General features: G+C 65.6%; 18 protein-coding genes. 10 read left to right on the plus strand and 8 right to left on the minus strand.

The genetic code is table 11. From position 1 onward, the window contains the following. Positions 1-140 precede the first annotated feature (140 nt). From FXF75_RS06395 to FXF75_RS06405, 3 genes are read left to right on the plus strand one after another with little or no spacing between them, the layout of a single operon-like run. Complete coding sequence (locus FXF75_RS06395; protein ID WP_163520795.1) at positions 141-1,409, plus strand: Single-stranded DNA binding protein; 1,269 nt, start codon at positions 141-143, stop codon at positions 1,407-1,409. Further along, positions 1,406-3,385, plus strand: a complete 1,980-nt coding sequence (locus FXF75_RS06400; RefSeq protein ID WP_163520797.1) for a hypothetical protein — start codon at positions 1,406-1,408, stop codon at positions 3,383-3,385. The genes FXF75_RS06395 and FXF75_RS06400 overlap by 4 nt, the downstream gene beginning before the upstream one ends. Beyond that, the gene (locus FXF75_RS06405) at positions 3,385-4,134 is read left to right on the plus strand and encodes a metallophosphoesterase (RefSeq protein WP_163520799.1); all 750 of its coding nucleotides are present in this window, start codon (positions 3,385-3,387) and stop codon (positions 4,132-4,134) included. The genes FXF75_RS06400 and FXF75_RS06405 overlap by 1 nt, the downstream gene beginning before the upstream one ends. Here FXF75_RS06405 and FXF75_RS06410 read toward each other — a convergent pair. Further along, positions 4,122-4,547 (minus strand): hypothetical protein, encoded by a 426-nt coding sequence (locus FXF75_RS06410; RefSeq protein WP_163520801.1) that lies wholly within the window; start codon positions 4,545-4,547, stop codon positions 4,122-4,124. The genes FXF75_RS06405 and FXF75_RS06410 overlap by 13 nt on opposite strands. 406 nt (positions 4,548-4,953) lie before the next feature. Here FXF75_RS06410 and FXF75_RS06415 point away from each other — a divergent pair, with 406 nt between their 5' ends. Next, entirely contained in the window at positions 4,954-7,824 is a 2,871-nt protein-coding gene (locus FXF75_RS06415) for a DEAD/DEAH box helicase (RefSeq protein WP_163520802.1), read from the plus strand. Positions 7,825-8,265: 441 nt separating this feature from the next. After that, positions 8,266-8,640, plus strand: a complete 375-nt coding sequence (locus tag FXF75_RS06420; RefSeq protein ID WP_163519532.1) for a hypothetical protein — start codon at positions 8,266-8,268, stop codon at positions 8,638-8,640. 353 nt (positions 8,641-8,993) lie between these two features. Here FXF75_RS06420 and FXF75_RS06425 read toward each other — a convergent pair whose 3' ends face one another. The 4 genes from FXF75_RS06425 to FXF75_RS06440 form a co-directional block, all read right to left on the minus strand. Further along, positions 8,994-9,575, minus strand: coding sequence for a hypothetical protein (locus FXF75_RS06425; RefSeq protein ID WP_163520804.1), 582 nt, complete (start codon positions 9,573-9,575; stop codon positions 8,994-8,996). A gap of 42 nt (positions 9,576-9,617) precedes the next feature. Continuing rightward, complete coding sequence (locus FXF75_RS06430; RefSeq protein WP_163520805.1) at positions 9,618-10,517, minus strand: hypothetical protein; 900 nt, start codon at positions 10,515-10,517, stop codon at positions 9,618-9,620. Between the two features lie 307 nt (positions 10,518-10,824). Continuing rightward, entirely contained in the window at positions 10,825-12,081 is a 1,257-nt protein-coding gene (locus FXF75_RS06435) for a CBS domain-containing protein (RefSeq protein WP_163520811.1), read from the minus strand. An 84-nt stretch (positions 12,082-12,165) separates the two neighbouring features. Further along, positions 12,166-14,382 (minus strand): AAA family ATPase, encoded by a 2,217-nt coding sequence (locus tag FXF75_RS06440; protein WP_163520813.1) that lies wholly within the window; start codon positions 14,380-14,382, stop codon positions 12,166-12,168. 135 nt (positions 14,383-14,517) lie between these two features. Here FXF75_RS06440 and FXF75_RS23045 point away from each other — a divergent pair, with 135 nt between their 5' ends. Next, positions 14,518-14,652, plus strand: a complete 135-nt coding sequence (locus FXF75_RS23045) for a hypothetical protein (protein ID WP_256567997.1) — start codon at positions 14,518-14,520, stop codon at positions 14,650-14,652. Between the two features lie 148 nt (positions 14,653-14,800). Here the strand turns inward: FXF75_RS23045 and FXF75_RS06445 are convergent, their stop codons facing one another. Next, entirely contained in the window at positions 14,801-15,046 is a 246-nt protein-coding gene (locus FXF75_RS06445; protein WP_163520815.1) for a hypothetical protein, read from the minus strand. A gap of 15 nt (positions 15,047-15,061) precedes the next feature. After that, a complete protein-coding gene (locus FXF75_RS06450; protein WP_163520817.1) occupies positions 15,062-15,490 on the minus strand; it encodes a DUF5796 family protein in 429 nt (142 codons plus the stop codon). Positions 15,491-15,737: 247 nt separating this feature from the next. On the opposite strand from FXF75_RS06450, the gene FXF75_RS06455 reads away from it, so the two are divergent. From FXF75_RS06455 to FXF75_RS06465, 3 genes are all read left to right on the plus strand, one after another. Continuing rightward, entirely contained in the window at positions 15,738-16,553 is an 816-nt protein-coding gene (locus tag FXF75_RS06455) for a hypothetical protein (RefSeq protein ID WP_163520819.1), read from the plus strand. A gap of 118 nt (positions 16,554-16,671) precedes the next feature. Further along, a complete protein-coding gene (locus FXF75_RS06460; protein WP_163520821.1) occupies positions 16,672-17,544 on the plus strand; it encodes a shikimate kinase in 873 nt (290 codons plus the stop codon). After that, positions 17,502-17,807 carry a chorismate mutase gene (locus FXF75_RS06465; protein WP_163520822.1) on the plus strand — a complete coding sequence of 102 codons (306 nt, stop codon included), beginning with the start codon at positions 17,502-17,504 and terminating at the stop codon, positions 17,805-17,807. The genes FXF75_RS06460 and FXF75_RS06465 overlap by 43 nt, the downstream gene beginning before the upstream one ends. 329 nt (positions 17,808-18,136) lie before the next feature. Here FXF75_RS06465 and FXF75_RS06470 read toward each other — a convergent pair whose 3' ends face one another. Further along, a complete protein-coding gene (locus FXF75_RS06470) occupies positions 18,137-18,760 on the minus strand; it encodes a hypothetical protein (RefSeq protein ID WP_163520824.1) in 624 nt (207 codons plus the stop codon). Positions 18,761-19,440: 680 nt separating this feature from the next. Between FXF75_RS06470 and FXF75_RS06475 the strand changes: the two genes are divergently transcribed. After that, a complete protein-coding gene (locus FXF75_RS06475; protein WP_163520825.1) occupies positions 19,441-19,953 on the plus strand; it encodes a hypothetical protein in 513 nt (170 codons plus the stop codon). Positions 19,954-20,158: the final 205 nt, after the last annotated feature.

A 20,158-nucleotide genomic window follows, 5' to 3' on the forward strand; every position in this document is an offset into this window, starting at 1 on the left:
TCGCTCGATTTTCTCCGCGACCGTCCGGCCGGATTCGCTCGCTCGACCAACCGCCGAAAGCGACCGGGAGACCAACCGGGAGGCGGTGCGTTCGGCTCCCACAACGAACACTTTTAATCCGCCCGGGCAAAGTTCGAGTGATGAGTTTGGACGACCATGCCGAGGACCTCGCCTCCGACCTCGGCGTCGACAAGGAGGAGGTCAAGGCGGACCTCGAGAATCTGGTGGAGTACAGCGTCCCGGTGGACGAGGCCAAGCAGAGCCTCAGACGGAAGTACGGCGACGGCGGCGGCGGTTCGAGCGAACCTTCCCAGACCGATATCGCCGACGTGTCCACCGAGGACAGCAACGTCACCGTCACCGCGAAGGTGCTGACGGTCGGCAAGCGCTCGATTCGGTATCAGGGCAACGAGCAGGTCATCCACGAGGGCGAACTCGCCGACGAGACCGGGAAGATTTCGTACACCGCGTGGGAGGACTTCGGTCTCTCGGCGGGCGACACCATCACCGCGGGCAACGCCGGCGTCCGCGAGTGGGACGGGAAACCCGAACTGAACCTCGGCGAGAGCACCAACGTCGCCTTCGAGGACGACATCGACGTCCCGTACCCCGTGGGCGGCGACGCCGACCTCGCGGACCTCGAACCCGGCGACCGCGGCATCGACCTCGACGTCGAGGTCGTCGAAGTCGAGCGCAAGACCATCGACGGCCGCGACGGCGAGACCGAAATCAAGAGCGGCGTCCTCGCCGACGAGTCGGCCCGGCTCCCGTTCACCGACTGGGAGGCCCGGCCCGAAGTCGCCGAAGGCGCGACGATGCGACTCGAAGACGTGTACGTCCGGGAGTTCCGGGGCGTCCCCTCGGTCAACCTCTCGGAGTTCACCGAGGTCGCCCCGCTCGACCGCGAACTGGCGATTAGCGACACCGGCACGCGGATGACGGTCCGCGACGCGGTCGAGACCGGCGGCGCGTACGACGTGGAGGTCGTCGGCAACGTCGTCGCGGTCCGCGACGGGTCGGGCCTCATCGAGCGCTGTCCCGAGTGCGGTCGCGTCGTCCAGAACGGACAGTGCCGGAGTCACGGCGACGTGGACGGGCAGGACGACCTGCGCGTGAAGGCGATTATCGACGACGGGACCGGCACCGTGACCGCGGTCCTCGACGACGAACGCACCGAGGAAGTCTACGGCGGCGACGTCGAGGACGCGAAGGCTCAGGCCCGCGAGGCGATGGACAAGGAGGTCGTCGCCGACGAGATTCGTGACCGCGTCGTCGGCCACGAGTACCGCGTCCGGGGGAACCTCTCGGTGGACGACTACGGCGCGAACCTCGAAGTCTCGGAGTTCGAGCGGTCCGCTGACGCGCCCGCCGACCGTGCGAAGTCCCTGCTCGCGGAGGTGGCAGAATGAGTTCCAACGGCGACGGGAACGGGTCCGACTCCGACAGTCAGGGCGGCGCGGGCCGCCGCGAAGTCGCGTGGCGCGTGTTCGCCGCGGAGTACGACGACGCCGACTTCGACTACTCCGAGAGCGACGAGGAGCGCGCCCCCAACTACGTGGTCACGCCGACGGGCGCGCGAATCAACCGCCTGTTCGTGGTCGGCGTCCTGACCGAAATCGAGCAGGTCGGCGACGACGTACTCCGGGCGCGGGTCGTGGACCCGACCGGCGCGTTCGTCCTCTACGCCGGGCAGTACCAACCCGACGAGATGGCCTTCTTGGAGAACGCGTCTCCGCCCGCGTTCGTCGCGGTGACGGGCAAGGCCCGGACCTTCCAACCGGAGGACTCCGACCGGGTGTTCACGTCGATTCGCCCCGAGTCCATCAACCGCGTGGACGCCGAGACGCGTGACCGCTGGGTGGTCCAGACCGCCGAGCAGACCCTCTCGCGGGTCTCGACGGTCGCCGACGCCATCGACTCGGGCGAGCGCGGCGACGCGCTCCGAGCGGCCCTCGAAGCCAGCGGCGTGGACTCGGGACTCGCCTCGGGCGTTCCGCTGGCGCTCGACCACTACGGCACGACGAAGGCCTACCTCGCGGAGGTCTGGGACCTCGCGGTCGATTCGACCAGAGTGGTCGCAGGCGAACTCTCGGCCGACGACGTGGGACCGCTCGAACTCGCTCCCGGCGAGGGCGGCGACGAGGTGGCGATGAGCCTCGACTACTCGCTGACCGACGACGAGGCGGGCGACCTCGCGGAACTGGAGACCGCGAGCGCTTCGGCGGAGTCGGCGGCGGAACCGCGAGACGAGACCGCCACGGAGTCGGGCGAGGAGACCACCGAACCGAGCGACGAGATGGACCCCGAGACCGAGACGCCGCCCGCCGAGGCCCGGACCGAAGCGGACGAAACCGAAGCGGTCCCCGAGGGGAGTTCCGACCCCGAACCGACCGCGGACGCCGAGACGGACATCGGCGACTTCGACGAACCCGAGACGGCCACAAGCGACGACCTCGGCGAGGCCCCAACTACCACCGTGGACGAATCCGAGACAGACCCCGAGACCGAATCGGAGGCGGCCCCGGAAACGGAGACGGAGGAGGCCCCCGAAGCGGCGGCGGACGCCGAACCCGAGGACGCCCCCGAGGTCGAGGACGCGGAGGAGGCGGCCGAACTGCAGGACGAAATCGGGACGGACGAACCGCCGACCGTCGAGTCCGAACAGGGCACCTCGACCGAGGAGTCGTTCGCGCCCGAGACCGACGACGACGGGCAACCCGAGGACGACGGACCGGACCTCGGCACGGCCGGGGCGGGCGACGAGATGTACGAGTTCGACGAGGAGGAGCGCGAACAGGTCGAAGAGGAGTACGGACTGGAGTTCTCCTCGGGGAGCGAAGTCGAGAGTCCCGAGGAGTCGGAGATGGAGGCCCCCAGCCCCGACCCCGAACAGGGTCCGGACGAGCCGACGCCCGAGCGCGAGTCCGAACTGGCCGACGAGGACCCCAACGCGGGCGAACCCGCCGACCCGACCGCCGAGGAAGTGGACACCGACGAGCTACAGGGCGTGGAGTCGGCGTCGGGCGGCACCGAGGAGGTCGTCAACGACGCCGACGCGGCCCCCGCAGGCGGGGAGACGGCCGCCGCGGAAGCGCCCGGCGCGTCCATCGGCGAGAACGAGGTGGCCGAGTCGGACGCCGACGAGGCTGACGAGGAGTCCGACGCCGACTCCGGCGAGCAGGGGACGCCCGAGAACCTCGAAGACACCGTGATGGACCAGATGCGCGAGTTGAACGACGGCGACGGCGTCGCCCGCGAGACGCTGCTGGCCGCGGTGGTGCAGGCCTACGACGTGACGCCCGCCGACGTGGAGGACGCGCTCGAAGCCGCGCTGATGGCCGGGCGATGCTACGAGTCGGGCGAGGACACGCTCAAGCCCATCTGATGAGCCTCGTGGAGCCGGTTCCCGGCGAGCCAGCGGCGGTCGCCGAGGTGGGACCCGACGGCGAGCGCGCGCTGGTCGTCGCCGACTTCCACGCGGGCATCGAGCAGGCCCTCCGCGCGGAGGGCGTCTCGCTCGACAGTCGCGCACAGCAGCGACGCGAGCGACTGCTCGCGCTGGTCACGCGCACCGACCCCGACCGAGTCCTCTTTCTGGGCGACCTGATGCACGCCATCGGCGACCCCGGCGGGGCCGAGCGCGGCGAAATCGAGGTCCTGCTGGAGCGCCTCGACGAACGGGGCGTGGCGGCCACGCTGGTCAAGGGCAACCACGACGGCGCTATCGAGTCGTGGGCGGACCTCGACGTGACGGCGGGCGCGGGCGTCCGTCTGGGTTCGGTCGGGTTCGCCCACGGCCACACGTGGCCCGCGCCGGAGGTCCTCGACAGCGACGTCGTCTGCGTCGGCCACGAACACCCCGCGGTCCGACTGGAGGACGAGGTGGGCGGGAGCCGAGTCGAGCGCGTCTGGCTCAGGGGACCGCTGGCCGGGGCGGCGTTCGCCGAACGCGAGGGCGGCGTCCGGGCGGGCGCGGAACTGGTGGTCTTCCCGGCGTTCAACGAACTCGTCGGCGCGACGTGGGTCAACGTCGAGGGACAGGAGTTTCTGGCCCCGTTCCTGCCGGAGGGACTGGCGGACGGAGAGGCCTATCTGCTGGACGGGACGCGACTCGGCGAGTATCAGACGGTCTGACTCGACGCTTCCTGCACCGCCGCGACGAGTTCGTCCGGCCGGTCGGACCCGACGAACGTCGATTTGCCGTCGGTCCGCTCGAAGCGGACGCCGCTCCGACCGCTCGCGGTGTAAGCGACACCGCTGGGACTCCAGCGGATGCCCCACCCGCCGTAGCGGAGCGGACCGTAGCCCGTCTCCTGCACGTCGGCGAGGTCCGAGAACGGGATGCGCCTGAACGACCGGTGGAACGGCGCGAACTCGACGTAGATTCCGTCCTCGCGGACTCCGTCCGGAGGGTGGCGACCCGGAGCAGGAGCGCGACGCCACCGAGCGCGAGGAGTCGGCCGACCGTCTCGCGGGCCGACTGCTTCCCGCGGGCGAGATTCACGATGTCGGCGGTCGCACGCAGGCCGAGCAGTCCCCAGACCCACGAGTGGCCGAGGTTCTGGTTCTCCCGGAAGTGGACTTTCGTCTCCATGGAGTCACCTTCGGGACCGCTGAGAAAAGTCTTCGTGGCCGTCGCGGTGCCGTGCGGTGACTCCTCAGTTCAAGCAGTAGCTAGCTTCACTCCGTCTTCTCTGTTCGAGTCCCCACTCAGTGAGCGAGACCCCGTTCTGAGGCGGTTGCGGTTGCGATTGGCTTCGGAGGAACTGACTCCCGCGGTCCTCAGTTACAGGGAGAACGAGGTCTCTCAGTTACCGATTCGACAACCCGTGCGCGAGACCCAGAACGGAGACCGACGGACGCTCCGTTCGTGACCAAAAACGCCGTCCGAGACCCACCTATCAGGTTCTAGAGGCGACGTGCTTATCACCCTCTAACCGCTAAAAACGTCCAATGAGCGACGGAGCGGCCGCGAGTTCTGCGGCCTTCGCACAGTTCGGCGAGCAGGTGCGGGCGGCGCTCTCCGAGCGCGGATTCTCGACGCCCACCGAGCCACAGCGCCGGGCGATTCCGCCGCTGGCACGCGGCGACGACGCGCTGGTCATCGCGCCCACCGGGACCGGGAAGACCGAGACGGCGATGTTGCCGGTGTTCGACGCCATTGCGGAGAATCAGGCCGAGAACGGTCCCCGGTTCGGCATCTCCGCGCTGTACGTCACGCCGCTGCGCGCCCTCAACCGCGACATGCGCCAGCGACTGGAGTGGTGGGGCGAGGAGTTGGACCTCCGGGTGGACGTGCGCCACGGCGACACCACCGACTACCAGCGCCAGAAGCAGGCCAACGACCCGCCGGACGTGCTGGTGACGACGCCCGAGACCCTGCAGGCGATGCTGACCGGGTCGAAGCTACGCACGGCCCTCGAAGACGTCCACCACGTCGTGATAGACGAGGTCCACGAACTCGCCAGCGCCAAGCGCGGCGCGCAGTTGACTATCGGACTCGAACGACTCCGCGAGTTGGCCGACGACTTCCAGCGCATCGGCCTGTCGGCGACCGTCGGCGACCCGGAGGAGGTCGGCCGGTTCCTGACCGGCGACCCCGCCGAGCGCGACGCCCCCGAAATCGTGGAAGTGGACGTGGGGAGCAAGGTCGAGTTCGAGGTCCGGGAGCCCGAAATCACCGAGGAGGACGAGCGACTCGCCGGCAGACTCGCCACCGAAGAGTCGATGGCGAGTCACGTCCGGGCGATTCTGGAAATCGTCGAGGACCACGACTCGACGCTGATATTCGTCAACACCCGACAGACCGCCGAGGCGCTCGGGTCGCGGTTCAAGGAGTTGGACGCGAACGTCGGCGTCCACCACGGGTCGCTGTCGAAGGAGGCCCGAATCGACGTGGAGGACCGATTCAAAGCCGGGAAGCTCGACGCCCTGCTCTGCACCTCCTCGATGGAACTCGGCATCGACGTGGGTCGCATCGACCACGTGGTCCAGTACTCCAGTCCCCGAGAGGTCGCACGCCTGCTCCAGCGCGTCGGGCGCGCGGGCCACCGGAGCGAGGAGGTCTCTCACGGCACGATAATCACCAAGCACCCCGACGACACCCTCGAAGCCCTCGCCATCGCCCGGCGCGCGAAGGCGGGCGACGTGGAGGACGCCGAGATTCACGACGGGAGCCTCGACACCGTGGCCAACCAGATAGTCGGGTTGGTGATGGACTTCGGCGACCTCTCGGCGATGCGGGCCTACGACATCGTCACGCGGGCCTACCCCTTCCGGGACCTCTCCGAGGAGGAGTTCAAGGCGGTCTGTCGCGAGTTGAAGAGCAACCGACTCGTCTGGCTCGACGAGGCCGAGGACCGACTGGAGAAGTCGAGCCAGACGTGGCAGTACTTCTACGCCAACCTCTCGATGATTCCCGACGAGCAGAAGTACACCGTCGAGGACATCGCGTCGGGGTCGCAGGTCGGCACGCTCGACGAGCGGTTCGTCGTCAACTTCGCCCAACCCGGCGAGATATTCGTCCAGCGCGGCGAGATGTGGCGCATCACCGAGGTGGACGACGACGAGGAGACCGTCAAGGTCTCGCCCATCGAGGACCCCGGCGGTGAGATTCCGTCGTGGGTCGGCGAGGAGATTCCGGTGCCCTACGACGTCGCGCAGGAGGTCGGCGAGATGCGCGCCGTGGCGGGTCCCCAGTTCGAGCGCGGCGCGCCCCGCGAGGGCGTCGCCAAGGAGTTCACGAACCGCTATCCCACGGACGAGTACACCGCGAGCGAGGCGCTCTCGCAACTGGACCGCCACGCCGAGGCCGACGCCCCGCTCCCGACCGCGGACCGAATCGTGGTCGAACACGCCGCTCGGACGGTCGTTCTCAACGCCTGTTTCGGCCACAAGGTCAACGAGACGCTCGGCCGGGTCCTCTCGTCGCTGGTCGGCCAGCGAACTGGGTCGTCGGTCGGACTGGAGGTGGACCCCTACCGCATCGAGTTGGACGTGCCCGCGAAGGTAAACGGACAGGAGGTCGCGGCGGTCCTCGAAGAGACCGACCCCGACCACGTCGAAGCCATCATCGAGTTGAGCCTCAAGCACTCGGACTCGCTCAAGTTCAAACTCTCGCAGGTCGCCGCCAAGTTCGGCGCGCTCCGGCGCTGGGAGGGCGGTGGCAGCGCGGGCGGCCCGCAGATGGACAGGCTGATGGCCGCCCTCGAAGAGACGCCGATGTACGACGAGGCGGTCCGGGAGGTGTTTCACGACGACCTCGCGGTCGAGCGGGCCAGCGAGGTCCTCCGCCGAATCCGGTCGGGCGACGTCGACGTCGTGACGACTGGCGGCCGCACCCCGGTCGGGTCGGGCGGCATCTCGTCAGGCCGGGAACTGCTCGCGCCCGAGAACGCCGACGCCAGCGTCATCCAGACGGTCAAGGACCGGATTCAGGACGACGAGGTCATCCTGCTCTGCCTCCACTGCGCGGACTGGAAGCGCAAGAAGCCGGTCCGGCGCGTCCGCGACCAGCCGAAGTGTCCCGAGTGCGGTTCGACCCGCGTCGCGGCGCTCAACCCGTGGGCCGACGAGGTGGTCAAGGCCGTGCGCTCGAACGACAAGGACGACGAGCAGGAGAAGATGACCCGGCGCGCCTACAAGGCCGCCAATCTGGTCCAGAGCCACGGCAAGCGGGCGGTCGTCGCGCTGGCGGCCCGCGGGGTCGGCCCGCAGAACGCGGCCCGCATCATCGCCAAACTCCGCGAGGACGAGGACGACTTCTACCGGGACATCCTCGCACAGGAGCGCCAGTACGCCCGCACCCAGTCGTTCTGGGACTGACCGGAAAGCCCCCGTTTCCCGCTCTTAACCCCCATTCTACGGTCGTAACCGGCGAGTGTCCGCTCGTTACGTGCTCCCAACTACGTGAACGGCCGATTCGCTATAAGACGCGACGTGATGCAGGTGCGGGCATGGCCGAGGACGGGAACTCACTACGACGACGCGACGTTCTCAGGGCCGGCGCGGCCGCGGGGGTCGTCGGACTCGGATGGGTCGCGAGCGGCGTCTCCGCGCAGGACCAGCGCACCCGGAACGCCTACAGTTACAGCCTCCAGAGCGGTGACCTGTTCCGGGTGTGGCTCCGACCGCAGGACTCGGGGGGGAAACGCCCGGACCGAGCCTATCCCGGCGGACTGCACTGGCGGTCAGTCCAGAGAGTACCAGATATTCATCGTCCGGGCGTACAGGGACGGAATCGACCTCGGATACGAGGGGCTGTTCGTGCCTTCGCAGGCAGTATCGAACCGGACGACCGAAACGACGACCACGACGACAGAGACGACTACGACGGAGACCACTGAGGAGACCGAGACCACCACGACGACCGAGGCCGCGCTTCAAGAGGAGACGACGACGGCGAACGAAACGGGGACACCTGCAAACGAGACGACGACGCCCGACGACGAAACGACGGCGAACGAGACGACCGTCCAAACGGAGACGACTGCTGCTGAAACGACTACGCAGGGTGAGTCCGGACTCCCCAGTATACAGGTCGGAAAGTGGTACCGCGTCACCTCCTCGATACGCTGCGATTCCCTGTTCCAACTGTCGCTCGAACCCGCCGAACCGCGCGACGGCGGTACTGGTGGCTGAGTACGGCTTCGAGGATTCACGCCGCACTCTGCTGTCGCTGTGGGCTACGCGTCCGTCCGACCGTCTCTCGTCCAGTACTCTCGGACCGGCCGGTTCGGGTACTTCCGGACCGGTGTTCTCTGCCGCCGAAATCAGGACTTTCCGCGAGGTAATCCCGACTGGTCTGCGGTAACGCGGGTTCCGCGTGTTCAAGCCGCGATGATTCGGGTAAACGGACGACCCGTACAAGACGCGACCTGCGCACAGAACCGTCGAAATCCACACCTCGCGAGTTCGGGACGACAATCACCGAGTGGACGGCGGTGCCGTCGAGAAAGAAGCGTTCAGAAGGCGGCGCTCCGTTCTCGGGTCGGCTACCGCGACTGGACGCTCGCGGGCAGCCACGCCCCGAGCAGTCCGGCGGTTCCGGTCGCCAGCGCGAACACCCAGACGGCCGTCAGTGCGAGCGAGGCGGCGACGACCGCCGTCTGTACCCACGTCGGCGGTTCCGAGAGTAATGCGTCGGTGACGACGACCATCCCGGCGTAACTCGCGGCGAACGGGAGCGCGAGGACGAGACCGAACGGCGCGAGGACGAGGTCGAGCCACCCCGGAACCGTCGTGACGAGCGTCGCGAGCAGGTAGGTCCCGGTCGCGGCCCCGAAGACGCCGAGGACCGCGAGCGTTCGGTCGGTCGGCCGGAACGCGAGTCTCGCGTACGGGTGGTGGCTCGCAAGCGCCGACGCGTCCGCGAACGCCAGAACGACGACTGCGGCGAGGTAGGCTCCGGCGAGTCCGACGAGAGCGTAGCCAGCGTGGGCCGCGTCGAGACACGGACGGGCCGACGGACACCCCATCGCGGCGTCCCGATAGACGAAGTACAGCGTCGGGACGGCGACCGCGAGGAGCGGGAGGACGAGACTCCGACGCGGGCGGAGGGCGGCGTACCAGTTCATAGCGTATCGTTGTGGGTGTGGAGAAATAAATCTGGGTCGCGGTCAGTACTCGACGAGTTTCGTCGCTGAGCCGTCGTGGTCGAGTTGGGAGCCGTTGTTCATGTCGTAGTAGTCGTCGTAGCCGTACCAGTTCGACGCGCCGTCGAAGACGTCCTCGATGGCTGCTTCGGCGTCGTCGAACGACGTGGCCTCGTGGGGGACCGAACTGTCGACGTGGGCCGACCCGGAGACGTAGCCCTCGAACTCCCACATCTTGAGATGGTTTCGGCCGAGGAAGCCGAAGGTACTCGTCGCGACGGACTTGTCCTGCTGCTCGAACTGGTTCGTCGCGCTGTTGTACGCGTAACGGTTGTACTGGACCACGTTGTCGGTCCACCCGTTGCTCGTCAGCACTCCGGCGACGTCGGCCGCGGACTGTTCGGAGATGACGTTCATCGGGGCCGCCGTCTCGTATCCACCGTCGACCGCCTCGTACTCCCAGACGCCGTAGGGATGGTCCTCCTCGTCGGGGTCGCGGGCCTGAACGCTGACTCCGCCGGTCTTCCGGTAGTGGGCCTTCCACTCGTCCTCCTTCGCGTAGTAGGTGTCCCACGGTCGCTTCTCGGTCCGCGTGTCTCGGAGCGGCAGGTCGTCCTGTTTGGCCTTCGGCCGGTCGAACGTCTCGGTCTTAGTCAGCACCGGCGGGGTGATGCCGTAGCGCCGCCGGAGGTCGTCGCTTATCTTCCGTTTCGTGACGGTCACGCTGTCGGGTCGAATCTTGGTCTTGACGATTTCACGACCGGTCACGCGGAATTTTTCGGGGACCGCCGGACCGGACGCCGCCGTGCCGGACTCCGACAGCAGGGGGAGACCGAGAGCGCCGAGACCCAGCGAGACGATGCCGTTCATGAACTGTCGTCGAGTACCGTCGTTCGAGGGACGGTCGGGGGAGTCGTCTGTCATACCTCGGATAGTTCGGTTAAGCTGGCATACAATAAATTATTCTATTAGGGATATTTAATTGAACTACTCCTACTGGAGTCTGTGTGGACTCTATCCGGCTACGTATCCGCCGGTAGCAACCGCTCCCGAACGCAGTCGGACGCCTCCTCAGTAGGCACTACACCCCCGAGCAGATGCGAGTGACGAGGCTACAGGAGAGAGTAGGAGGAAGAGAGAATCGGAATACTACCGCACGTCACCGGCGAGTCGTCTCGAAAAACAGTTCGCCGTAACCGTCGACGCGAACGGGCCGGGTGGTCGCCGACTCTCAACTACTCGTCTCGGTCGTCGTCCACCACTCGACGAGTTCGGCGGTTCGCTCGCGCTCCTGTTCCATCTGGTGGCGCGGCGACTCGCGCTCCTTGTCGTCGAGGGCGTTGCGCTCGACGATGTCGGCGGCGTTCTTGAAGGCGGCCTGCGCACCGTACTCCTCGCCGGTCCCGGAGAACAACCCTTCGTCGGTGAACAGTCGTATCGTGCATCGGACGAACGGCGTCCCCCGATGCTGCTCCTTGTGCTTGTGGAAGCGGACGTTCGCTTCGAGGATGTCCATGTCCTTGTACTTCCCGTCGATTTCGTCGATTCGCTCGACTATCTCCTCGCGCGAGAGGACGTCCAGCAGGTCCACGCCGAACACCTGCACGTCGGAGCGCTGCTCTTGGTCGCCGGTCCACGTCAGCGCCCGGAGCAGGTCGGTAATCGTCACGATGCCCGCGGGCGATTCGAACTCCTCCGGGACGACGATGAGCGACGAGTAGCCGTGGTCCTGCATCTTCGCGAACGCCTCGTCGAGTCCGGCGTCGAGCGGAATCGTGGCCGCGGGCGAGTTCATCACGTCGCGGGCGGGCAGGTTGGTCATCGTCGCCTCCAACCCCGACCGCTCGCCCCAACCGCCGTGGGTGCGACCCTGACTCTTCGAGACGCCGCCGCCGAACGAGTCGGTGGCGTTGTTGTTGCCGCCCTGTTCCTGTGTCATCTTCCGAGTCGTGAAGTCCACGAGGTCGTAGAGGCTTATCATCCCGACCGCGTCGGTGCCGTCGATGACCGGGACGCGGGTGAACTTGTGTGTCCGAATCGTGTGGATGACCTTCCCGAGGACGGTGTCGGGTTCGACCGACACCACGTCCTCGGTGTACACGTCCGACACGTCGAGGGCACCGAGGTTGTCCTGCACCATCTCCAGCAGGTCCTTCGCGTTGACGACGCCCCGCAGGACGCCGTCGTCGTCGAGAACCGGGAGCATCTTGACCTGCCCCTCGACCATCAACCGCGCGGTCTCGCGCACGTCCTCGTCTCTGGCCACCGTCGGCGGGTGGCGCACCACCGACCGGACCTTCGCCTCGGGGTCGTGGTGCGAACTCACGAGGTCCTTGCGGGTGACGATGCCCTCGAACTTGTCGCTCTCGCCCCGGACGACGATGGCCTCCAACGTCTGGTCACCGTCGAAGATGCCCCGAATCTTCCCCAGTCGGGTGCCCGGGTTCACGTCCACGTACTCGGTCGTAACGGCGTCGGCGATATCCATGGATTCCCCACCTACCCGTGGTAGTGTCCAGTCGGGTTTGAACTTTCTTGCCGACGTGGCGACCTATCCCGTGGCTGACCGGCGTCACTCCAGCGTCGGGCGAATCTTTTCGACCGCGGCGTCGAAGTGCTTCCGCTGAATCCGAATCTCGTCGGCGTTCTGGTCGGCCTGCTCGACGCCCCACGCCTCGGCCGCCTCTCGAATCGCTCGCATCGAGGCGTCCCTGACGACCGACTCCAAGTCCGCGCCCGTGTACCCCTCCAACTCCGCGGCCAACTCGTCCAGACTCACGTCGTCACCGAGGGGTTTGTCGTCGGCGTGGACCGACAGAATCGCCCGGCGGCCCTCCTCGTCGGGCGCGGGCACCTCGATGTGCTCTTCGAGTCGCCCGGGTCGCAGGAGCGCGCGGTCGAGTGCGTCCCGTCGGTTAGTCGCGGCCAGCACTATCAGGTTCGGATTCTCGGCGAGACCGTCCATCTCGGTCAGGAGTTGGGAGACCACGCGCTCGGACACCTCCGCGCCGCCGCCCATCCCGGAGCCGCGTTCGCCCGCGATGGAGTCTATCTCGTCGAAGAACACGATGGCCGGGGCGGCCTGCCGAGCGCGGTCGAATATCTCCCGGACCGTCTTCTCGGACTCGCCGACGTAGCGGTCGAGCAGTTCCGGCCCGTCCACGTGGATGAAGTTCACGTCGCTCTCGCCCGCCAGCGCCCGCGCGAGCAGGGTCTTGCCGGTCCCCGGCGGGCCGTAGAGCAGGATGCCCGAGGGCGGTTCGGTGTTGGTCTTGTCGAAGAGGTTGCGGTACGCCAGCGGCCACTCGACCGCCTCGGTCAGCGTCTGTTTCGCCTCCTCCAGATTCCCGACCGCGTCGAACCCGATTTCGGGCGACTCGGCGACGAACTCGCGCATCGCCGAGGGGTCCACCGAGGCCATCGCGGTCTCGAAGTCCTCGCGGGTGACCTCCACCTCCATCAGCGCCGCGTCGTCGGCCCCGGCGTCGCGTGCCCGCCGGAGCGCGGCCATCGCCGCCTCGGTCGAGAGCGCGTGGAGGTCCGCGCCGACGAACCCGTGCGTGGAGGCCGCGAGTCGGTCCACGTCCACGTCGTCGGCCAGCGGCATCCCGCGGGTGTGGACGTCCAGAATCTCGCGGCGTCCGGCCTCGCCGGGCACGCCGATTTCGATTTCGCGGTCGAACCGACCGCCCCGCCGGAGCGCGGGGTCGATGGAGTCCACCCGGTTGGTCGCGCCGATGACCACGACCTGTCCGCGAGATTCGAGACCGTCCATCAGCGAGAGCAACTGGGCGACCACGCGGTTCTCCACGTCGCTCTCCTCGTCGCGTTCGCCCGCGATGGCGTCTATCTCGTCGAAGAACACGATGGTCGGGGCCTCGTCGCGGGCGGTCTCGAACACCTCGCGCAGACGCTCTTCGCTCTCGCCCTTGTACTTCGACATAATCTCCGGTCCCGACACCGTGACGAAGTGGGCGTCCACCTCGTTGGCGACCGCCTTGGCTATCATCGTCTTGCCGGTTCCCGGCGGGCCGTAGAGCAGGACGCCCTTCGGCGGGTCGATGCCGAGTCGCCGGAAGAGTTGGGGGTTCGACAGCGGGAGTTCGACCATCTCCCGGACGCGCTCCAGTTCGTCTTCGAGACCGCCGATGTCCTCGTAGGTCGCGCCCGTGGGTTCCGCGGGGGTGCCGTCTCCCTCGCCGCCGACGGGAATCGAGACGCCGGACTCCGACCCAGCGCGACTCCCTCCGGTCGCACCCGACTCGGCCCCGCCCGACCCGGACGCCATCGCCACCGTCACGTCGGTGTCGTCGGTCACGCGGACCACCCCGTCGGGGTCGGTCGCGCCGACGCGGAACGTTCCGGCGTCGCCGAGGCGTTCGAGGCGAACCCGCTCGCCCTCCTTGAGCGGCCGGTCCTGCAGGGTGCGCTTGAGCGCCGATTCGAGCGTGTCGCGGTCGTCCTCGTCGAACTGAGCGGTCGGCGCGAACGTCACCGACTCGGCGTCGGCGACCGAAATCTGGCGCACCGTCACCGCGTCGCCGATGCTCACTCCGGCGTTGGCCCGCGTCTCGCCGTCTATCCGGACGGTCCCGGCCTGCGCGTCGCTCCCGGCGGGCCACACCTTGACGACGGTATCGCGCTCGCCCTCCACGACCACTGTGTCGCCGCTCAGGACGCCCAACGCCGACCGGGCCGACTCGGGGACGCGAGCGATACCCCGGCCGGCGTCGCGCTTCTCCGCGCCCTGTACGGTTAGCTCGACTGCGGCGGAACCCTTCGCGTTCATGTCAGTCTCTCGTAGCTCGTGCGTATTGAGGGTTCCCCTGTCGGGTGCCGGCCGACGCGTCCCGCGACCAGCGAACCGCTACCGAGCGACGACTCGGGACAACTGATTTGGTCGCCGACACTGTATCACCCTAACATGGTCGTCAAAACCGAGCGCGACGAGATGACGTGGTACAAGTGCGAGGGGTGTGGGATGATGTTCGACGACGCCGAGGACGCCAAGCAACACGAGGCGAACTGCGACCACGAGGACCCCTCCTACATCCAGTGACCCGGAGTTCACGGCGGCCGACGCGGACGAGATGTCCCTCTCGCTAACGGGGCAGTTGGTCTGTTTTCGACGGACCGTCTGTTCGGACGTCACGAAGTGCGTCGCCTCGCCCGTCGAGTGCCGTTCGCTCGGCGACCGGTATCCCGAACTACAACCCCGCGCGCTCGCGGTGGTCGGCCGCGAGTTCCCTCGCTTCGGCCTCCGTCTGGCAGGTCTCCCACCGGACCTGGTCGCCGGACCCGTACGCCAGCGCGTCCTTGAGTTCGTCGCGCAGGACGCCCGCGCCGACTTCGAGCACGTCGCCGTCCTCGCCGAGTTCGTAGACGCCGTACTGCTCGGGCGCGGACCCGACCGTCCCGCGACTCAGCGACTGCCAGCGTCTCTGGAGTGGCATGGTGAGTCGGTCCCGTCAATCCTCGTTGACTATCTCGTAGGAGTTCTCGCCGAGTTCGTCCTCCTCGAAGACGAACACCCGGCCGCGCGCGGTCTCGGGGTCGGCCTCCACCTCGATGGCGTAGCCGTCCACGCGCACCGTGACGCCGGGGAACAGTTCCTCCTCCTCGCCCGATTCGAGCATCACTCGACCGACGCCGGTCGATTCGAGGATGTCGTCGTGGGTGTTGCGGTCGTTGACGTACATCATCACGCCCTCGGTTTCGGTCGGGTCCGTCACGAGAATCTGGACCAGTTTACCGGGCTGGGTCCGGAGCGTCCCGGACTCCTTGGTCGGAACGCCGCGGTAGTAGGTCTCCCGGCCGTCGGTGTACTCCACGACGATGCCGTCCTCGGCCAACTCGACGCCGAGGGTGTCGGGGGCCACGTCGTTGCGTGCGCTCATGGTCGGATTTTCGTTCGGGTCGGGGAAAAGGGGTGTGTTTCGGGGAGCCCACTGGGTTGACTGGGCGGTAGGGGCACAAAGATTGAACTCCGTACGTGGCTAGTCAACTTGAGGGGCTATGGGGTCGAAGATTACGCTGACGAACCTGAAGAGGATTCTCCGGAATCCTCGCGTGCTACTTGGGGAACTCGGGTGGCAAGTGACCAAGGTCAATCGGAAACTATCCGAAAAGAACGGTGTCCGCGTCATGGACCAGGACTGGGACACGCTGGTTCTCCTTGACGGGTGCCGGTTCGATACGTTCCGGGCGTGCAGTTGGTTGAACGGTCATCTATCCGCAGCGTCGTCGCTAGGGAGCCACAGCACCGAGTTCATCGAACGCAACTTCTCGGACGGTCAGTACCACGACACGGTGTACGTCTCGGCGAACCCGCACGTGGAGTCGCTCAAGGGGAGCGGGATATTCCACGACATCGTCGACGTGTTCGACTGGGGGTGGGACGAGGAGTTACGGACCGTGCCGCCCGAGACGATGGCCGAGGCGACCGTAGACGCCGCGGAGCGGTACCCGCACAAGCGTATCATCAGCCACTTCATGCAACCCCACACGCCGTTCATCGGCGAGACCGGACGGCGAATCACTCACGCCGGTCTCACCGGCGGGAACAGGGAGTCACCGATGGACGACGGGTCCGACCTCTCGCTCTGGATGCGACTGCGCTATCGGCTCTCGTCCGAAGATTTCGAGACGATTCGCGAGGCCTACGAGGAGAACCTCGAACTCGCACTCCCCCACGTCCAGCGCATTCAGGACACCGTCGCGGGGAAAGTCGTCGTCTCGGCCGACCACGGCAACATGTTCGGCGAGCGCATGCGCCCCATTCCGGCGAAGATGTGGGGACACCCGCCGGGTCTCACCCATCCGTCGCTCGTCCGAGTTCCGTGGTTGACCATGCCCCACGAGTCCCGCAGAGAGACGAGAGCGGACCCGCCGAGAGAAGCGGTAGCGATGATGGAGAACTCCGAAATGGACGACCGCCTCCGGGCGCTAGGGTACAAATAGGCTGACGAACGGAGAGGGACGAGCGGCGGACCCGAGTTCTCCGATACCACTCCCCTCGTCCGGTGAGGCGATTGCACGAACCACCAGCGTCAATACGCACCGCGAGAGAGTCCCGAGCATGGACGGCCGCGCGTCTGCGTTCGCGGCGGGGACGGTACTGAACGCCCTCGCCTGCGGCAAGGGGTCGGCGTTCGCCATCGACGCCGAGACGACCGCCGAGGTCGAACTCGACGACTCGGGCGTCGTGACCGGCGAGGTCGCGGAAGACCCCGACGCCGACACGGCTCTGATAGAGCGGTGCATCGAACTCGTCGTCGCGGAGTACGCGGCGGACGCGCCCGACGCCGACGGAATTTCGGGCGGCCACGTTCGGACCGAGAGCGAAGTGCCGATGGCGGCCGGACTCAAGAGTTCCAGCGCGGCCGCGAACGCGACGGTACTGGCCGCGCTCGACGCGCTCGGAGTCGCCGAGGAGGTGTCCCGCGAGGACGCCTGTCGACTTGGCGTGCGGGCGGCCCGCGACGCCGGTGTGACCGTCACGGGCGCGTTCGACGACGCCAGCGCGAGCATGCTCGGGGGCGTCACCGTCACCGACAACCGGACCGACGAACTGCTCGCGCGCGACCCCGTCGAGTGGGACGTGTTGGTCTGGACGCCGCCCGAGCAGGCCTTCAGCGCCGATGCCGACGTCGCGCGGTGCGAGCGACTCGCGCCCGTCGCCGAACTGGTCGCCGACCTCGCGCTCGACGGTCGCTACGCCGACGCGATGACGGTCAACGGGTTCGCCTTCACGGCGGCGCTCGGGTTCTCCGCCGACCCGATGGTGGAGGCGCTCCCCGACGTGCGCGGCGTCTCGCTGTCGGGGACCGGCCCGAGTTTCGTCGCGGTCGGCGAGCGCGCGGTGCTAGAACAGGTTCGAGACAGATGGAGTCAACGAGAGGGTACCACATGGCTGACGACGACACAGAACGACCCCGCCCGGACGAGATGAACCTCGCGGAACTCCGCGAGGAGATAGAGAGCATCGACCGCGAGATAGTCGAACTCATCGCCCGCCGGACCTACGTGGCCGAGACGGTCGCGCAGGTCAAAGACGAGCGAGACATGCCGACGACCGACGAGGACCAAGAGCAGCGCGTGATGGACCGCGCGGGCGAGAACGCCGAGCAGTTCGACGTGGACGCGAACTTGGTGAAAGCGATTTTCAGACTGTTGATAGAACTGAACAAGGTGGAACAACGAGAGAGTAGGTAGCCTGAGTCGGGCGTTTCAAGGCCTTCTACCGCCGGTAGATTCGTCGATTCTTCTTTCGGCAGTCGCTCTGTAAACGATGTATAATGCAAGACTACTCTCGGTGGCTGGCGATGTCCACCAATACGACGACCGACATGAATTGTGAAGCGCACGCTCATGTACTTCCATCTCAACCAAACCACAGTATCAGGAAAGGGATGGAAATTATCCTTTATACGGCCGACAACCACCCAACCCCGCCTGGGCGCCAAATCACGTTCGAGATTCCGGAACGTCAGCAGTCAACGAGTACTACGTTCGAGGACGCAACGAACGTCACCCACACCGTTTCAATCCTCGTGTTTGGTCCGTACTGTCTCAACCCATTCTGACTTCTGAGCGACTGTTGTCCCATACCCTGATGCCGTGATACGGATTGTGTGCGTGGCCACGTACTGGGGTTGGTCAAGGGTGCGATTATGACGATAGATGTCCGCTTTGAGCGTGAACTCGCGGAGTCGGCCCTGTTCATCGACAACGAGTGACGCTGTGATGTTCGTGTAGTCCTCAGACGGGATTTCACGCAGTCGCAGGTTGCTCTTCGCTGGGACTGTGATGTTGGTAGCGGTATACCTTACGTACCCTGTTTGCAAGCCTGCATAGGTGAAGTTCATCACCTCGATGAACGAAAAGGCGGTGTCGTCCTCTCCAATCCGTGGATTCGCGTATGCCGACACGTTCCGCCGTGGCGCCTCTATCCCAAACTTATGGTCTTCATCATCATGGGATTGATAAATCATATCGTCGATTGAGGCATTGTAGTAGCCCTCGTATTCTTCCTCTCCAGTAACTACTTTCCGCAGCGTCTGGTTGCCAAACTCAAGCCAATACGTCTCCGTTGTGCTTCTGTTCTCTTCGTACGCACCATCCCGTCCTTGGGTTTCAGTGACGGCAGTATGCACCGTGACTGTCATCGACCCACTGTTTTCCGCGTGTTGACTATGCTGAGTTTCTGCAATCGATGCATTCACGTTTGTTTTCGTATACCCCTCCGGGAATATTGGGGTGGCGGTGGTACTAGGGTGGGACGTACTGTTGGGTCTAGTGGAGAGAGTCCCTTGACAACCAGCAAGGAGAAGCATACCTGCCAGAAGAATTGGAAGCTTTTCACTCATTTATATGTTATAATCGTGTATGTTCCACTTATGTAGAACCTATGGGTCTGAACGGGGTTCGCATTGTTAGCAGGGTGAGCGACTCCATCCTCACCGATTTCACGGAAGACGAAGAAGTGACCGAAGGAAAATCAAATCACATAAACTAATTTAGTTTTTGCTAGGGTTTGAATCAGTCGTTGGTATACCCCCACGCTTCGTTTATAATTGAGCGCGATACAGCCATTGCCCGGTTGATTCTAAAGAGATTCCTGAAAATTCGAGGGAGAATCCATACGGGACTTCAGCTACTTGAACGAGGTGGAGCGACGAGAGAGTCGATAGCAGGTAACTATCCAAGTTCTCCGAACTCTCCTCTCTACCGATTGGTCGAAGGTTGGGGCAGTTCACGCAGTAGGCAGAACTGTGAGACGTTCCACTGGACTCATTGCCGTTCTTGGAGGGGCGATTATTAGTAACCTTAGCAACAACTATACCGTATGGCATTCCAGTCCGACCGACTTCACGACCTGATTCTCGGTGTGGAGCGGTCAAGGTCACGACGGGCACTCGCTCTAGGAGGCGTGTTTCTCATCGCCGGTCTGACGTTGGAGTACCTTCTCTTCGTCACGAAGTTCGAGAACGGGGTCGTCGAGGTGCTACACGAGGTGTTCCTCCTCAATGAATACGTACCTAATTGGCACGCGACCGGTGCGTTCTTCGTTATCGGCCTCGCCGCACTTCACGCCTATCTGAACGAAGGGTACCTCCCGAGCGTACTCCTTGGATGGAGCCTCGTCTACGGAAACGTCATCTGGACGATTGGGTCTCTCCAGAGAATTGAGAACTACTACCTCGACCCCGTTGCGGCGTTCGGACGCACGTTCCCCGAAGCCGTCGTCCTCGCCACGCTCGGGTTCGTTATCGGTATCGGTCTCCGTCAAGCGCGGAAGCGTCGGCGAGACCACGCTATACCGCAGTCAGACCAAGCAGAGGCTCACTCTACCGGTTGAATTTTCGGAGGGAAACGATACCATCACAGCGGCCGGACTCGGCCAGCAATAAGTACGTGTCTACTATTCGTTCGTAGGAGTCGTCACGAGCGGGTCGTAAGCGGTAACGTAGACGAAATCTGTAACGTCGGTCCGGAGCCTGAACGAGGCGAACAACGAAAGAGCGAGTAACGATTAAAGTTCACGGACCTGTTCTAATTGTACT

It is taken from the genome of Halorussus sp. MSC15.2, assembly GCF_010747475.1.
Lineage (GTDB): Archaea > Halobacteriota > Halobacteria > Halobacteriales > Haladaptataceae > Halorussus.

Bases quoted from the DNA above. Each gene is read 5' to 3' on its own strand.
- FXF75_RS06470 (WP_163520824.1), bottom strand. From the start codon at position 18,760: ATGACAGTCACGGTGCATACTGCCGTCACTGAAACCCAAGGACGGGAT.
- FXF75_RS06395 (WP_163520795.1), top strand. From the start codon at position 141: ATGAGTTTGGACGACCATGCCGAGGACCTCGCCTCCGACCTCGGCGTC.
- FXF75_RS06415 (WP_163520802.1), top strand. From the start codon at position 4,954: ATGAGCGACGGAGCGGCCGCGAGTTCTGCGGCCTTCGCACAGTTCGGC.
- FXF75_RS06460 (WP_163520821.1), top strand. From the start codon at position 16,672: ATGGACGGCCGCGCGTCTGCGTTCGCGGCGGGGACGGTACTGAACGCC.
- FXF75_RS06475 (WP_163520825.1), top strand. From the start codon at position 19,441: ATGGCATTCCAGTCCGACCGACTTCACGACCTGATTCTCGGTGTGGAG.
- FXF75_RS06445 (WP_163520815.1), bottom strand. From the start codon at position 15,046: ATGCCACTCCAGAGACGCTGGCAGTCGCTGAGTCGCGGGACGGTCGGG.
- FXF75_RS23045 (WP_256567997.1), top strand. From the start codon at position 14,518: ATGGTCGTCAAAACCGAGCGCGACGAGATGACGTGGTACAAGTGCGAG.
- FXF75_RS06400 (WP_163520797.1), top strand. From the start codon at position 1,406: ATGAGTTCCAACGGCGACGGGAACGGGTCCGACTCCGACAGTCAGGGC.
- FXF75_RS06430 (WP_163520805.1), bottom strand. From the start codon at position 10,517: ATGACAGACGACTCCCCCGACCGTCCCTCGAACGACGGTACTCGACGA.
- FXF75_RS06465 (WP_163520822.1), top strand. From the start codon at position 17,502: ATGGCTGACGACGACACAGAACGACCCCGCCCGGACGAGATGAACCTC.
- FXF75_RS06435 (WP_163520811.1), bottom strand. From the start codon at position 12,081: ATGGATATCGCCGACGCCGTTACGACCGAGTACGTGGACGTGAACCCG.
- FXF75_RS06455 (WP_163520819.1), top strand. From the start codon at position 15,738: ATGGACCAGGACTGGGACACGCTGGTTCTCCTTGACGGGTGCCGGTTC.
- FXF75_RS06405 (WP_163520799.1), top strand. From the start codon at position 3,385: ATGAGCCTCGTGGAGCCGGTTCCCGGCGAGCCAGCGGCGGTCGCCGAG.
- FXF75_RS06450 (WP_163520817.1), bottom strand. From the start codon at position 15,490: ATGAGCGCACGCAACGACGTGGCCCCCGACACCCTCGGCGTCGAGTTG.
- FXF75_RS06440 (WP_163520813.1), bottom strand. From the start codon at position 14,382: ATGAACGCGAAGGGTTCCGCCGCAGTCGAGCTAACCGTACAGGGCGCG.
- FXF75_RS06425 (WP_163520804.1), bottom strand. From the start codon at position 9,575: ATGAACTGGTACGCCGCCCTCCGCCCGCGTCGGAGTCTCGTCCTCCCG.